10 protein-coding genes are annotated in these 15286 nt (G+C 46.8%); 3 read left to right on the top strand and 7 right to left on the bottom strand.

Features of this window, described 5'->3' with window-relative positions; genetic code table 11:
* Window positions 1-229 precede the first annotated feature (229 nt).
* From M3629_RS05810 to M3629_RS05800, 3 genes are all read left to right on the top strand, one after another.
* Window positions 230-1288, top strand: a complete 1059-nt coding sequence (locus tag M3629_RS05810) for a fatty acid desaturase (RefSeq protein ID WP_251503257.1) — start codon at window positions 230-232, stop codon at window positions 1286-1288.
* Between the two features lie 92 nt (window positions 1289-1380).
* Entirely contained in the window at window positions 1381-2529 is a 1149-nt protein-coding gene (locus tag M3629_RS05805) for a sensor histidine kinase (RefSeq protein WP_251504593.1), read from the top strand.
* Window positions 2526-3125, top strand: coding sequence for a response regulator transcription factor (locus tag M3629_RS05800; RefSeq protein ID WP_251503256.1), 600 nt, complete (start codon window positions 2526-2528; stop codon window positions 3123-3125). The genes M3629_RS05805 and M3629_RS05800 overlap by 4 nt, the downstream gene beginning before the upstream one ends.
* 172 nt (window positions 3126-3297) lie before the next feature.
* Here M3629_RS05800 and M3629_RS05795 read toward each other — a convergent pair whose 3' ends face one another.
* From M3629_RS05795 to M3629_RS05765, 7 genes are all read right to left on the bottom strand, one after another.
* A complete protein-coding gene (locus M3629_RS05795) occupies window positions 3298-4221 on the bottom strand; it encodes a hypothetical protein (RefSeq protein ID WP_251503255.1) in 924 nt (307 codons plus the stop codon).
* Between the two features lie 58 nt (window positions 4222-4279).
* A complete protein-coding gene (locus tag M3629_RS05790; RefSeq protein WP_251503254.1) occupies window positions 4280-5023 on the bottom strand; it encodes a polysaccharide deacetylase family protein in 744 nt (247 codons plus the stop codon).
* 447 nt (window positions 5024-5470) lie between these two features.
* The gene (locus M3629_RS05785; protein ID WP_090920581.1) at window positions 5471-5974 is read right to left on the bottom strand and encodes a ferritin; all 504 of its coding nucleotides are present in this window, start codon (window positions 5972-5974) and stop codon (window positions 5471-5473) included.
* Window positions 5975-6140: 166 nt separating this feature from the next.
* Complete coding sequence (locus M3629_RS05780; protein ID WP_017688846.1) at window positions 6141-6260, bottom strand: hypothetical protein; 120 nt, start codon at window positions 6258-6260, stop codon at window positions 6141-6143.
* A 104-nt stretch (window positions 6261-6364) separates the two neighbouring features.
* On the bottom strand, window positions 6365-6622 hold the full coding sequence (locus tag M3629_RS05775; RefSeq protein WP_090920584.1) for a YolD-like family protein: 258 nt from the start codon (window positions 6620-6622) through the stop codon (window positions 6365-6367).
* Window positions 6623-6783: 161 nt separating this feature from the next.
* A complete protein-coding gene (locus M3629_RS05770) occupies window positions 6784-8496 on the bottom strand; it encodes a DUF11 domain-containing protein (protein ID WP_251503253.1) in 1713 nt (570 codons plus the stop codon).
* The gene (locus M3629_RS05765; protein ID WP_251503252.1) at window positions 8493-15206 is read right to left on the bottom strand and encodes a DUF7507 domain-containing protein; all 6714 of its coding nucleotides are present in this window, start codon (window positions 15204-15206) and stop codon (window positions 8493-8495) included. The genes M3629_RS05770 and M3629_RS05765 overlap by 4 nt, the downstream gene beginning before the upstream one ends.
* Window positions 15207-15286 lie beyond the last annotated feature (80 nt).

Raw genomic sequence — 15286 nt, 5'->3', positions numbered from 1 at the left:
GAAATTTGAAAACGTCATCTTTTCGCACTCTGTATCATGTAAAACGGACACTGACCATGACAAATGTCATGGTCCATACTTGATATTTGTCATTACAACAGGCTGACATTTATGACTTACCGTCATGCACGCATTCTTTTACAATGATAAAAACGCTTCCCAAAAGAGGATTATCGGGAATCGGCAGGGTACAGACCGCTATGGTTTGTACGCATAAGGAGGAACATGTATGAGTAGAAGCAAAGAAATGGCGCTAAAAAAAGAAGTGACGCCTTTTGAAAAAAACGATCTCAAACTTAGCATTCGTCAATTAATCAATACATTAGTCCCGCTCTTTCTGTTATGGGGGGCTGCATATTACAGCTTATCGATCTCGTACTGGCTTACGTTCCCTATTGCACTAGTGGCATCAGGATTTGTACTTCGAACGTTTATTATTTTTCATGACTGTTGTCATGGCTCATTCTTCAAAAGCAAACGGGCTAACGATATTCTTGGCACCATCACGGGTGTATTAACCCTAACTCCCTATCAGCAATGGAAAGCCGAGCACTCGATCCACCATGCGACAAGCGGCAATCTGGATAAACGCGGTGTAGGTGACATTTGGGTCATGACCGTCGATGAATATAAGTCTGCTACACCTTGGATGCGCCTCTTCTATCGCGTGTATCGTAACCCGGTGGTTATGTTTGGCATTGGACCGATCTATGTCTTTCTGATTGCCTATCGATTTAATCGCAAAGCAGCAAGACGCAAGGAAAGAATTAATACCCATTTAACAACAATTCTAATCATCGCTCTATATAGCTTCATGTGCTGGTTGATTGGATGGCAAGCTTTTGTCATGGTTCAAGCACCCGTATTTTTCTTCTCCGGTTTCTTCGGCATCTGGCTGTTCTACGTACAGCACCAGTTTGAAGAGACATATTTCGAACATGAAGATGAATGGAGTTATGTTAAAGCCGCGGTAGAAGGAAGCTCTTATTACAAGTTACCAAAGCTGCTCCAATGGATCAGCGGAAATATTGGATTCCACCATGTGCATCATTTGAGCCCGCGAGTACCGAACTATTATCTGGAAGAAGCACATAACTCAACACCGCCTTTGCAGAAGGCCACAACGATCACACTACGTTCCAGTCTGGTTGCGCTCCGCTTCCGTCTATGGGATGAAGAACACAAACAATTCATCAGTTTCAGAGAGCTGAAACAAGCATCGCGCAAAAAATATATTCCGAATCCAATTCGGGTAACCAATCAAGCGGGTCTGACAGAGAAGCCTTAGGCTCTGTCGGATTCGTTTTCTTGTATTCAGACGGCAGTCATGCTACAGTCAGGCTAAAGTCCAGTAACACCTTTTTCAAGGAGGAGAATGATATTCAGAAGTGGTCGCAGCTATTTTATAAAAATACAGGGTTGAATCCATATGTATGGCTTGTTTTTTTCATTCTGCCCTTCTATTACATCTCTCAATATTCGCAATTGTGGACCATGGTGACCGGTATTATCATTATTCTAGTATTTTTCGTCTGTTATCTACTGGCCTTCATCACCAAGGGCTGGCAGGTCTACATGTGGATCGGACTACTGATTGCCATATCCATTACGATGACGATCGCTTACGATTATGCCTATTTTTCATTGTTTCTCGCTTTTTTTATTGGCAATATTAAAAATAAAGCCGGATTTTTCACCCTCTACTCGGTCAATCTCGGTGCAAGCTTTCTTACGGTCAATTATGGCTTCATTAATCAAAGCTCATTGCTTCTTAGTCAGTTCCCTTTCGTTTTTATCAGTCTCATGGCCTCCATCCTTCTGCCGATTAGCACGTACAATAAAAATAAGCGTGAGCAGCTAGAAGGCCAGCTGGAAAGTGCGAACAAACGCCTGGATGATCTGGTAAAAATGGAGGAGCGCCAACGGATTGCGCGCGACTTGCACGATACGCTGGGTCAAAAGCTCTCACTGATCGGTCTCAAAACCGATCTGGCCAAGCGCTTGCTCCGCAAAAATCCGGATCAAGCTATCATTGAACTGAATGAACTTAGACAGACAGCAAGCACAGCCTTGAAGGAAGTTCGTGAGATGGTCACAACGATGCGTGGGACGCAACTTGTGGATGAGATGTTCCGGGCGGAGCAAATTTTGAAAGCCGCTTCCATAGAGTTTATTTTACAAGGCAACCCCAAGTTACAAGACACCTCTCAATTAAATGAAAATGTGCTTGGGATGTGTTTGAAGGAAGCCGTGACCAATGTAGTCAAACACAGTCAGGCTACGACGTGCATTATTGAAATTGAGGAAACCCCTTCGCACAACGTCTTAACCGTAAAAGATAATGGGTTAGGTATTGACCGGACCCGCAAGCAGGAACGATGCGGAACAGGCATTCTCGGCATGAAAGAACGACTGGAATTTGTGAACGGCTGCATGGATATTCGGTCAGGTACAGGAATCGAAGGTACATCGCTGATCATCCATGTGCCCAAGCTGGTACGCAAGCCGATAAAGGAGGCAGAAGAATGATTAGAATCGTCATTGCTGAAGATCAGCGCATGATGCTTGGCGCATTATCATCACTACTTAATCTGGAGGAAGATATGGAGGTTGTCGGACAGGCTAGTAATGGTCAGGAAGCTCTTGCACTCGTACATCAACATGCGCCTGATATCTGTTTAATGGATATCGAAATGCCTGTTAAAAGTGGGTTAGAAGCTGCCGAGGAACTTAAAAGCATGAACTGCAAAGTCATTATCCTCACTACGTTTGCCAGAACCGGATATTTTGAACGTGCACTAAAAGGCGGTGTTCGCGGCTATCTGCTCAAAGACAGTCCCATTGAAGAACTCGCCGCGGCGATTCGTCAAGTGATGAATGGCAGACGTATCTTCGCTCCTGACCTAGTGGATGAAGCTTATGTAGAGGAAAATCCATTAACCGAACGTGAACACGCCGTGCTTGGCCTCATGGCCGACGGGAAAAACACCAAGGAAATTGCCGGGCACTTGTTCATTACAACGGGTACTGTTCGGAATTACATCTCGATTATTCTTAATAAATTGAATGCAAGTAACCGCATTGAAGCGATCACCCGTTCCAAAGAAAAAGGGTGGTTTAAGTGAAAGAGCCGGTAATGGACGCAAAAGATAAACGTTTCCCATTACCTTGCATCAGAAACGCAATAACCAAAAAAGCTTGGCTCAAGAGTGTTTCCCCCGTGCCAAGCTTTTTTGGTATTTTCCCTTAGTTTAACTAATCGCGATCATCCGTAAAATACGTCTAGAGAATAACCCATTATTTTACCGATACAACCATGCCAAGCGCATCCAGTGGAACTTGGTCTGTTTTCAACTGATGAATTCGATTACCGTCTTGCCATGAAATCGTAACACGCACGCTTTTTCCCCCGCTAGCATATTGCACGTCCACAAATCCTTTGTCTTTGGGAGCAGGTAGCGTATGAGACTCCAGATACTCAACCATTTTCTTCGCAATCCCTGGGTTGTTCATCTGATCTTCGGACACGGACCGAATCTGTAATGTCCATCTTCCCTCTTGCCATGTTAGATATTGGCTCCCCGCCGCACCTTCCACCATACCTTTAATGCCGTGTCCCAGATCAACGCTCATATCCTTCGGTATGTTTTGCAGATCCGTTTCGGGAAATAGATCCGTTTGATTGGGATTATCGTAGGTATTCACTTCATAACTGGCTAACCAAGGTATTTTACTGTTGGACTTCGCAAATGAGGAATCATTTAACGCTAGTGGCTTGTCTCCTATATAGAAGTTTACATGTGAAGCCTCTGCCGTATTTGTTGTAATGGCTGCGCCCAAATACTGCCCGTTTAGTAATGGAAAGGATGTCGGAAGGGACACATTCTGATTTTTCAACTCGCTACGAACAGCCTTAACCACTTCGTCAACATCGGATAACTTTGAATGAGTTGTACTTTCATTCGTGCTTGGATTGGCTGTGCTGTCTTTGCCCGTTGACGCAGAAGAATCATTGGAAGCTGTGTTCGTTTTTGTGCCCTGCTCACCAGTATTGGAAGAAGCGGAGTCACCGCTTCCAGCCTGCGTTTGCTCACTACCGGCTGTTGTAGATGGTTGCCCACTTGTCGCTGGCTGATTGGAGTCTGGCCCTCCGCATCCGGCCAGCGCGAGCAAAACGACTGTCGTCACCGGAATGGTCATCCATAACGATTGTTTTTTCATGATGTATTCCTCCTAATGATTGCACTCGCCCAGTTTCTAGTCTCTGGTAGCCTGTTTTTTAACGCTTGTCATTCCAAAAATTCACCGGTTGCACATTCTTGGTTAAAATTTCGAACTGGTATCCTTCAGCCTTCAATGTTTTCAATACTTGAGGCAGTACTTTCAATGTAGCCTCCTGATCATGCATAAGCACTACAGGTGTCGTTCCGTTTTTATGGATGTTGCGGACTTGCTGCATGACGTTGTTATATACTTTCTGATGATCCTTTTTGTATTTCCAGTCGAGTGAGTCAACATTCCAATCCCACAGATGAAATCCTCCCTGCGCAAGAAGCACGTTACGATAAGCAGGTTTCAAATAAGGTTTACTGCCATAGGGCGTGCGTACAAGACTCGTTTTAACTCCGGCAACCTTGTTCAAGCTTTCATTGGCTTGTTGCATTTCTTTCAATCCGCTGTAAGCATTTTTATAAAATTTGCTTGGCACATGGGTTACACCATGCAATCCAAGTCCATGTCCTTCTTTGACAATACGCTTCGTTGCTTTCTGATATTGCTCCATATGAGGCCCAAGCATGAAAAAGGTAGCTTTAACTTTATATTGATCCAAAATATCGAGAAGTTGATCGGTATGCGCTGTAGGGCCATCATCAAAAGTCAGATATAAAATTTTTGTACTGGCCTTAGAGTTTGATTTATCGGCGGATGACGCTGTGGCCGATGCAGACTGTGGCAACAATAACAACGGAAACAGAAGTAAAATAGCAAGTGTAGCAACGAATGATTTACGAAATTGTAGCATAATAATAGTCTCCCTTGTGTGTGTTTTTCCCGGGTGTGTGTAAATGATTTCTACTCGTATCCCATGGCGATTAATTTAATAGTATCAGAGATCCCAGTTTCTCTTCTCGCTTTAAAGGCTACGGTTGAGTTACACTTTTGTCAGATAAACTTAAAAATTAAAACGATTTTGAGAGATTTGATCTTCAACCTGGTATCTGCACCCATAGATCAATGTTTACATATTATTTATTACCCTATTTTTAGATTCTGATAGACTTATCATGAATTTAATAAGGTTGAACACAGCAAAAAAGCTTGCACGAATGCAAGCTTTCTTCCGTATATGTCACAACCTGAGTGGGGCGCTGACCTTTTTATAACATGACCTGGCACTCCTTCTAGGGATACAGTAATAGGCTATACGGTATGTAATGTTACGAATATACGCTTTGATGTTTAGCTCTGCTTACTCCGCAGGAGCCGTAAATGAACGTTTGCTGAACTCTGCATCCAGCATGTAGAAGGCGTTGCTGTCATTCTCAATGCGGCGAAGCTTCTGAATGATGTTATCAAACAAAGCTTCCTCTTCAACCTGTTCATCGATGAACCATTTCAAGAAATACATGGTTGCGTGTTCACGCTCATTCAGCGCGATATCCGCCAGCGCATAAAATTTCTTCGTGTTTTGTTGCTCATGTGCATAACCGTGTTCAAACACATCCAGCATGGAGTTGTATTCGTTTTTCGGTTCAGGCATCGCAGCCAGTGTAGCACGATGTCCGCGGTCATTCAGAAATTTATAAATTTTCATGCCATGGAAACGTTCTTCTTCCGCTTGTACGAGGAAAAAATTAGCGAATCCATCCAGGCTTTTACTGGAACAATACGCAGCCATCGCCATGTATACATGAGCAGAGTAAAACTCGAAGTTCATCTGCTCGTTTAAAGACGCAGTCAGTTCTTGACTCATGAAAAAACACCTCTTTCTGTGGGAATGTTTTCATTTTAACACAACACGAAAGTAGCTTGCATCCGATTTTCTACATTATTCGTCAAAGGACGAATTCACGGAACATAATAATAAAAAAGCTCTGCCATGAAGGCAGAGCTTTCTTTTATCATTTTTATTAAAATGATTATACCAAGAACGCTTTGGAGATGATTACCAACAGGATGAACAGAACGAGAATCGCGCCTACAGAAGTGAAACCACCATAGCCGTAACCTCTTGTTTCTCCACCTAAAACTTCGCTCATTGATTGTACCTCCTCTGCAACAGGTATGGGTTATCTTATGCAGAGAACAAAACTTTGACAGGGCGAATGCCCCATTGTTAAAATTCGTTTGAATTCATTTTGAATCAGTACCGTGGCGACTGTACCTGCATGATATCCATAAAAGGCACCTTCGCCGTGAATTCCTCTTCCGTATGCTCAACATGTACAAGGCGGGTACGGGAATCCATTTTTACAATAATGCCCTGCACCTGCTCCTCCTTACCCCAGACGGTCAATAACACTTCTGAGCGCTCATGAAAAGCCTCCACAAGTTGATTCCCTAATTCCTCCAGTTCGAACTCATCCCGTGTGGGTCTTTTTGCGACTTTTGCTTTGGCCAAAACGGCTACCTCCTCTACTACGACGTCCCGATTCCACGGTTGCTTGCCGAGTGCATATTCAATTAGTATACCATTCATTTACGTTTGTGTAATGTCATGACACCTTTTTTTCGGTAAGTTCCTTCGTATATATTCAACTTGTATTCACTTCCCATCATCTCTTACTCATCCTGAGCTTCGACCAGTATGGTATATTCGTTCGATCTAGTCTCTCCTGAGCGTCGTTGTGCATTCCACTCATACGTGTAGAGGGCCGTCAAGGTCCCTTGCAGAATACCCGTTTGTTCAGGAGCAAGTTGAACAAGATAAGCAAATTCTTTTACCGATCCTGCGCCGAGCTCACCAATGTGAAGATACCTTGGAGTCGAATATTCGGGGACATTTAACTGCATCGGACCACTCTCCTGCCCCACCCATTTAGCTCCCTGAGGCAGAATATTGCCCAACTGCACGCGTGCAGGCAACGAACCCGTATTACTGACACTTACGTTGAAAGTGACCGTGCCTCCCTGCTCAACAATAGGGGGAAATACCTCCACATGAACCTGAATAACAGGCAATCTGACCTCCAGAACAGCTTCATTTGAGATAAGTCTGCGTTGAACTGTACGAGAATCCGGCAAGCGGAATGTGTATAGTAATACGGCGCGATTCACATAACTGTGTTGCGTGGAAATCACTGCCCCAGCCACTTCGTTTTCCACCTGAGCCTCAAATTGAATATGTAGCTCGGAGCGGGCAGTTAATGTGCCCAGGTTTATCCCTGTATTGGGGTTCGAACCTGGACGTTTGACTCCGTTCCAGCTGAGACTACCTTCAACAAAGACTAGCGCCGCAGGCAAAACATCCTGTAGTTTGGCGTCCACCGCATAATTGCTTTGGTTGGACACGGTGATATGATATTTCGCCGTATCTCCTGGTGTCGTTATTACAGGTGAGACCGTTTTGACAACAGAAATTTGAGGTTCAACAATAATCAGTGTGACCACATTGGAATATACAACTTCTTGTTTCCCCGCAGTAATGTATTTTAGGACAGCTTCACTTGATAATTGATCCGGCGCTTGCGAACCTGTCACCTGGGTTACAGTTACCTGTACTCGATACTGCACCCGAACCACACTTCCTGGCCCAATATCACCAAGATCAATTCCGGCATCCGGTGTGACTTGTGGTGCGAACATATCGTTAATCGTCACACTTGCCGGGATAAAGATGGCACCTTGGGGTAACCTCACTGTTAATACGGCATCTGTCGCCGCGGCAAACCCCGGATTGCTCACCAGCACCGTATACATCAAGATATCTCCAGCAAACGTGTTACTTCGGTCCACTTGCAAACTTACTTCGAGCCGCGATGTTTCGATACGAACTTCAACAACGTTGGACTTTTCCGTCCCGTTAACCGTTCTGCTGTCTGTTGTGACAAACTCATATTTCACTTCCGCCTGGTTCAATAGCGTGAGATTCTCAGGCACTCGCACAATAACGACTTGAAAATGATAGGTCAGCACTGCACCAGGTGCTATTTCTGACGGAGGTAATCCCTGCGCGGGAGAGACTCCCGGCAACGGGATGCCATTCCTCAGCACGCTGTTCGGCAGAAGCGAGGTTTCCTGAGAGATCGGGTCTACCACACGGACAATTGCCGTGCGGTTTCCCGTGTTTACAATCTCAATCTGATAAGTCAGAGATTGGCCCAAGGCTGCTGTCGTTACATTGCATTGTTTGCTTACCTTGAGCCTGGGGCCGATCCATGGTGTCACAACGGTGTTGGAATAAGCCACCTGTTCCAGTTCAGTCGTACCCGAGCTGAATCGAACCAGGGACTGATTCTTTAACCAGTGGGACAACGTACCTGGAATTTCGCTCATATCACCACAACCTCTACATTGAATGTAACTGTAGTAGAAGCTCCAGCAGCAATGGAACCTAAAGTTATACCCGTATTCGGATTACCCGTCGGTCTCGCCACACCGTTCACGACAACGCTCCCCGGCACAAATACAGTACCGACAGGTACCGGGTCGACCATGACCACGTTGTTTACCGTTTCGATGCCACTATTGGTCACCACTACCGTATACGTGATTACATCACCAACGACAGCATCAATGGCACTAGTGCTCTTGGCAACAACTACATTTGGAGCTGATACAGGAATGATAAGTACATTGGATGATACCGTTCCCGATAGTACGCGACCGTCTGGCGGACTAAACGTATAGTTTGCGACTGCTTGGTTGCGGAGTTGCTGATTTTGAGGCAACGAATCGACTGTTACGCCCAGGGTGACCGTAACATTTACAGAGCCACCAGGGGGGATGTTGCCTACGACGATACCCGTTTCGGGATTAGCCCCCGGCTGCGGAACACCATCGATCAGAACGCTGTTCGGGAGAAGCACCGCACCGGTTGGAATGTTATCTGTTAATGTAAGATTGGCGACAAGGTTACCGCTGTTGTTAATTGTAAATGAATACACGATGTCGTCACCAACCGTAGCGTTCGATCTGCTTGCTGTTTTGGAAACGGCAATAATGGGCTGATAGATTGGAGTAACAATCGTATTGGAATACGCTGCTCCGGAGAACACACCTGATGTAAAACTTACGGAAGACTGGCTGCTGACTTGCGGCGGTGTCGGAAGTGAGTTAACACGGACCGCGTAGGAGACCGCAACCGACTCTCCAGGAGCCAGCGTACCGAGTGCAATGCCAAGTGCCGGGTTTGCCAAAGCCCGAGGTATGCCGTCAACCAGTACACTTCCCGTAACAAAAGTGGTCGCCGGATCGATCGGGTCTGTCAGGACGATATTATTGACTGGGTCTATACCACTGTTGGTCACAACCATCTCATAAACAATGGTGTCGCCTACGACGGCATCTGTGGAAGTTGTTGTTTTCACAACAGTGACATTCGGTGCAGAGACCTGAATAATCAGAGCGTTTGAAGTAATGCTTCCCCCAAGTGTTCTGCCATCCGGTAACGTGTACGTAAAGGTTGCTGACGCCTGATTTGTAATGGACTGACTTACGGGTAATGTTGTGATCACGATAGAAAATGTGACGATGGTCGTGGTCGATACCACACCAAGGGAAATTCCAGAAGCGGGGTCAACGCCTGGTGCAGCTACCCCATTAATAATGACACTGTTCGGCACAAACTCTGTACCGGCAGGAATGGTATCCGTCAGTGTCACAGAAGCACCATAGTTTCCGGTATTTGTGACAGCAATGCTATAGATTACCGTATCCCCCACCGTGGCAATAGCTTGATCCCCTGTTTTGACTGCAGCCAAAATAGGCTGGTATACCGGGGTTGATACCGTGTTGGAGAACGTAGTCGCAGAGAATGCTCCAGAGGTAAAACTTACCGTTGATTGATTGTTCAATACTGCCGGTGAAGGCAGACTCGTCACACTTACACTAAATACAACGGTTACGGTAGCTCCAGGTGCAATGGAACCCAAAGTAATGCCTGTGGAAGGATTTGCATTAGGACGAAGCACCCCATCCACAAAGACACCGCTAGGCGCGAGTACTGTACTTGCAGGCAAAGCATCGGTAAATATGACATTGCTGACATTGGCGATTCCATTGTTGGTCACTGCAATGCTGTAGGTTACGATATCACCCACAGAAGCGGCTGTGGACGTGGTAGATTTAACAACATTTACGTCAGGAGCCGACACCGGGATTGTCAGTACATTAGAGAGCACGGATCTGTTGATAGTTCTCCCATCTGGCAAGGTGAACGATAAAGCAACTGAAGCCTGATTCACAAGTTGTTGCGGGCTTGGAAGTGTGTCTATGACAACCGAAAAAGTAATCGTCGTTGTAGCTCCGGCTGCAACCGTCCCGGCAGGAATACCCGTTGTCGGACTGGCAGCTGGCAGTGGCTGACCATTGACGATAACACTGTTAGGCACAAGCACTGTGCCTGCAGGCAAATTATCGGTCAGGTTAATCTGCGCTCCATAATTCCCCTGATTATTCACACTAATCGTATAACTGACCGTATCACCTACGGTGGCATTCTGAGTACTGGCTGTTTTCTGAGCGACTAATACGGGCTGGAATACCGGAGTTAAGACGGTATTCGAGAACGTTGTACCCGAGAATGTTCCGGAAGTGAACGTAACCGTTGACCGATTACTCAACTGATTATTCGTAGGAATTCCGTTAACAATGACGCTAAATGTAACGGTTGCCGTTCCGCCTGGAGCAAGGGTACCTAACGGTATTCCTCCTGACGGACTTGCTGCGGGTTGTGCCACACCATTTATCGTTACAGTGCCTGGAACAAATGAAGCCCCTGACGGAATCGGGTCTGAGAACTGCACACTGTTCACAGGCGCGATACCGCTATTAGTCACCAATACAGAATAAACAATAGTGTCACCCACGGTTGCAGCTGTAGATACCGTGCTTTTAACTACACTTACATTAGGCGATGAAACCGGAAAAGTAAGTGTGTTGGACGTTGCTGTTCCTGTCAACGTTCGCCCGTCAGGCGGCGTAAATGTAAACGTCGATGAAGCAAAATTGCTAAGTTGTTGCGGAGATGGCAAAGAATCCACAACAACCGCAAACGTTACAATGGCTGTTGCCCCTGCCGCTACAATACCTACCGGAATGCCAGCGCCTGGCGTAACTCCAGGCTGTGGTACACCCGAGACAACAACACTATTAGGCACAAGGGTTGTCGCTGCCGGGATCGTATCCGTTACGGTAACATTGGCTTGCAGATTTCCGGTATTGCTCACCGTTATCGTATAAACAACAGTATCTCCCACGGTTGCATTGATGGTGTTCGCCGTTTTAACAAGTGCAATTTGCGGCTGTATGACAGGGGTCTGTGTTGTATTGGAAGATGACGAACCCGAGAAAGAGCCGGAAGTAAAGCTGACCGTCGACTGATTGTTAATCTGGGAAGGGATCGGCATAGTTATCCTCACCTCAAAAGTTACGGTAACTTCAGCTCCCGGGGCCAAAGTACCGATTGGGATGCCGGCGGTCGGATTGGAGAGCGGTGAAGCAACGCCGTTCACCAGGACACTTCCGGATATAAATGGGGTGTTCGAAGGCAGCGGATCGATAAAAATGACGTTATTCACAGCGGTGGTTCCATTATTTCGAATCACAGAAGTATAACGGATCACATCTCCAGACACCGCATAATCAGCATTATCCGTTTTAACAATGCTGACGTTCGGCAAGGACACCGGGATCGTAACCGTGTTGGATGGAACAAAGCCTGCAATAATTCTTCCGCTCGGCAGTGTATAGTTGTATGAGGCAACTGCCTGGTTAATTAACTGTCTTGGATCAGGCAGACTTGTGACGGTTGACAGAAAAGACAGCGTCACGGACGCTCCGGCAGCCAGTGTTCCCAGACTGATTCCTGTATTCGGACTCACACCTGGAGCCGGGTTTCCATTTATCAAAACACTGTTTGTCACAAATATGGCCCCAGCAGGAACAGGATCGGTCAGGGTAACGACTGCAGGAATATTGCCGGTATTGGTAATTTGAACATTGTAGTTGAATGTGTCTCCCACCGTCAGACTTGACGTACTTGCTGACTTCAGCACTTGAATGACCGGTTGATAGACGGGGGTGTTCACGGTTACTGATGAAGACACACCATTAAAGCTGCCTGAAGTAAAGGCGGCACTTGCCCTGTTACTCACGACACCTGATGAGGGAATAGCAGTAATTCTAGTCTGATACGTCACTGTGATACTAGCGGAACTACTCAAAGTCCCCAAGGCGATACCTGCGACAGGACTGGCATTACTTTGCACCACCCCGTTCACTGTAACCGTTCCCGCTATGAATTCGGAGCCGGCTGAAGGTATGTCGGAGAGCACCAGATTTTGTACAGCACCCCCACCAGCGTTTGTGATAACAACCCTGTATGTGAGAGCATCTCCAACTGTGCCATCTGTGGTGTTTACTGTTTTCGACAAGCTAATATTAGGTGCTGAAGCAGGGATACGGACGATATTGGAACTGGAGCTGCCAGATAGATTTCGGCCACTTGGAAGCTGATAGGTGTAAGTGGAGAACCCCTGATTTTCTAATACAGGTGGAGAAGGAATAGTAGTTAATGTGGCTCGGAATATTACAGTTGCGCTTCCTCCAGGCAAAATACTTCCCAGTGTAATCCCCGTCAGTGGACTTGTTCCTGGTCTAGCTGTGCCGTTAACCGTTACTGAATCCGGCACAAATGTAAGGCCCGCCGGAATCGTATCTGTCACATTGACTTGAGCCGCAATATTCCCTGTATTACTGACAACGAGTGTATAAGCAAGCTGATCTCCCTGTGTTGCATTGGTCTGACTTGCCGATTTCACAATGTTAATCACAGGCTGATATACAGGTGTGGTTATTGAGTTGGAATTGGATATGCCTGTAAATGCTCCTGAACTGTAAGACACAGAGGCCCGGTTAAGAAGTGATCCTCCTGTTGGTACAGATTGCACACTTACTTGAAAAGTCACCGTTGCGGAGGTCCCTGCATTTAATGTTCCCAGAGCGATTCCGCTGGCGGGGTTAGCTGACGGCACACTTGTACCCCGAACCGTGACACTTCCAGGGACAAAGTTCAGCCCTGTTGGAAGACTATCTGACAATATTGCATTCGTGATTGGCTGTATGCCCCCGTTGGTCGTGACCACTGAATACGTGAAGGTCTCTCCGACAGCAACATCCGTAACCGTTGCTGTTTTGAGAACCGTCACATTCGGCAGAGTTACCGGGATGGTTAGTGTGTTTGATGCCGCTGAACCCGTGATGGTTCTTCCGTCTGGTGAGTTAAACGAATACGAAGCAGTCGCCTGATCAACCAATGTGGGTGGTGTTGGCAGGTTGGTTACCAGCACTTGAAACGTAATGGTTGTCACACTCCCTGCTGCCAGTGTCCCCAAATTGACACCCACAGCAGGATTGGCTCCTGCCACCACCGTTCCATTGACACGGAAACTACCAGCTACATAGGAACTGCCAGCTGGAATATTGTCAGCAATCGTCACACTTGCTCCTACATTTCCTCCATTCGTCACCTGAAGCGTATAGGTCACCTGATCGCCTACCGTTGCATTAGTGGTATTCGCTGATTTTACGATAGAGAGGTTCGGTGAATATACAGGAAGTGTTGAATTATTGGAAGGAACAACCCCACTAATGACCGGTCCGCCAGCAACACTTTGAAAAGTAAATGCGGCATTTGCGGAATTGACGAGTTGTAAAGTGCTTGTATCGTTTGTAATCTGAGCTCGGTAAGTGACGACAACACTGCTATTGAGCGCCAAAGAGCCTAAAGGTATACCTGATGTCACATCCAGTGTTGGCCTGGACACCCCCCCTACCGTAATGCTTCCAGGTACAAATGTTAAACCGGCAGGTAGCGTATCCGACAGAACCACACTGGCTGCACTAGCCGATCCACCATTCGTAATGGTCGCTGTATACGTGACTGTATCTCCGGCAACTGCGCCCGTTGCTGTAAATGACTTCGCGACCGTAATCCGTGGTGCGTTAATATCGACCTGAATGGCGTTACCATTCACGATGTACGCATCGCCAGATGTGGTAAGTGTCAAGACGGCTGAAGACTGATTATTAATCAGCCTTGCTGACACATCCACATTGGTAATATCCCAGCCCTGACGTCCCCCGACAATATTCGTTCCGGGTGCTCCATTGATCTGGTTGCGAGTTCCAAAGGTACCTGTCGTGTTCAGTGCACCCGTATCCCCATTAATCTGTGACGCAAAAAAATTGGCCGCTAGATTGTTGGGCCCGGACAAGGCAACTGAAGTTGCGGATGTCGCTCCAAATAACGCCTGATCTCCTGTGCGGTTCGCATCCCCCTCCTGCGCACTGAACAGCGCTCTGCCCCCCAAAGCTCCTGAGATGGGTGTTGCAAAGCCTGTAAGCGTCGTAACAACCGGCGCCGAAGTTGATTGAACCAGTACTCCTCCCGCACGTAAAGACATGTTACGAAAAGGTAGATTTCCATTTTGATAAATAACGCCCAGCGTCCAGCCTGCATGATTCGCTGTAGCATCATTGGTAATCACAATCGTTCCTACGACTCCCCCGGTGACATATGTACCTGCTCCCCCATTTTGTACAAGGGTGGTAACGTTAGCCGATCGGACATACCCCGCTGCGTTGTTGCCAAGGTCAAACTGATTATATGTGGCCGGATCAGGCGTAACACTGGATGTGCCCGCAGGGGTGGTAAACGTAACCGGGTTATTGATTGCCGAACTGAGGTTAACCGTCCCGTTAATATAACTTCCGCCCCAGATCAACTCCGCATAAAGAACAGTACTTCCCGCAGGCAGAACCAGAATCGCTGCTGAACTGTTGCTTTGGTACAGACTGGTTGTACCTGCCGGGTACGTTCCATAAGTGGAAGCCGTATTAATCGTTGTAAATCCTCCGATACTGTCTTGCGTCCCTGGCACTCCTGCCGTGTCAGAACGGCTTAGTCCAAGTGTATTGCCCGTGAACGTAATTGCACCTGTAGCGTTGACAGTTGAACGAACGACAAGAGGAATGGATTTCACCTCCCCTTCAGCGGAAAATGGGATTTCTGCAACAGAGCCTGTTATCAGTCTATGATGCAAAGTCAGGGAATTTGTATGTC

Source organism: Paenibacillus polysaccharolyticus (assembly GCF_023714295.1).
In the GTDB taxonomy this organism is placed as follows: domain Bacteria; phylum Bacillota; class Bacilli; order Paenibacillales; family Paenibacillaceae; genus Paenibacillus; species Paenibacillus polysaccharolyticus_A.
The sequence above is the reverse complement of the archived record's forward strand: the minus strand, read 5'-3'. Positions and strand labels throughout refer to the sequence as shown.

What these genes read in the sequence shown, in the direction of transcription:
- M3629_RS05810 (WP_251503257.1), top strand. Translation starts at nt 230, where the DNA reads ATGAGTAGAAGCAAAGAAATGGCGCTAAAAAAAGAAGTGACGCCTTTT.
- M3629_RS05780 (WP_017688846.1), bottom strand. Translation starts at nt 6,260, where the DNA reads ATGAGCGAAGTTTTAGGTGGAGAAACAAGAGGTTACGGCTATGGTGGT.
- M3629_RS05785 (WP_090920581.1), bottom strand. Translation starts at nt 5,974, where the DNA reads ATGAGTCAAGAACTGACTGCGTCTTTAAACGAGCAGATGAACTTCGAG.
- M3629_RS05770 (WP_251503253.1), bottom strand. Translation starts at nt 8,496, where the DNA reads ATGAGCGAAATTCCAGGTACGTTGTCCCACTGGTTAAAGAATCAGTCC.
- M3629_RS05800 (WP_251503256.1), top strand. Translation starts at nt 2,526, where the DNA reads ATGATTAGAATCGTCATTGCTGAAGATCAGCGCATGATGCTTGGCGCA.
- M3629_RS05795 (WP_251503255.1), bottom strand. Translation starts at nt 4,221, where the DNA reads ATGAAAAAACAATCGTTATGGATGACCATTCCGGTGACGACAGTCGTT.
- M3629_RS05790 (WP_251503254.1), bottom strand. Translation starts at nt 5,023, where the DNA reads ATGCTACAATTTCGTAAATCATTCGTTGCTACACTTGCTATTTTACTT.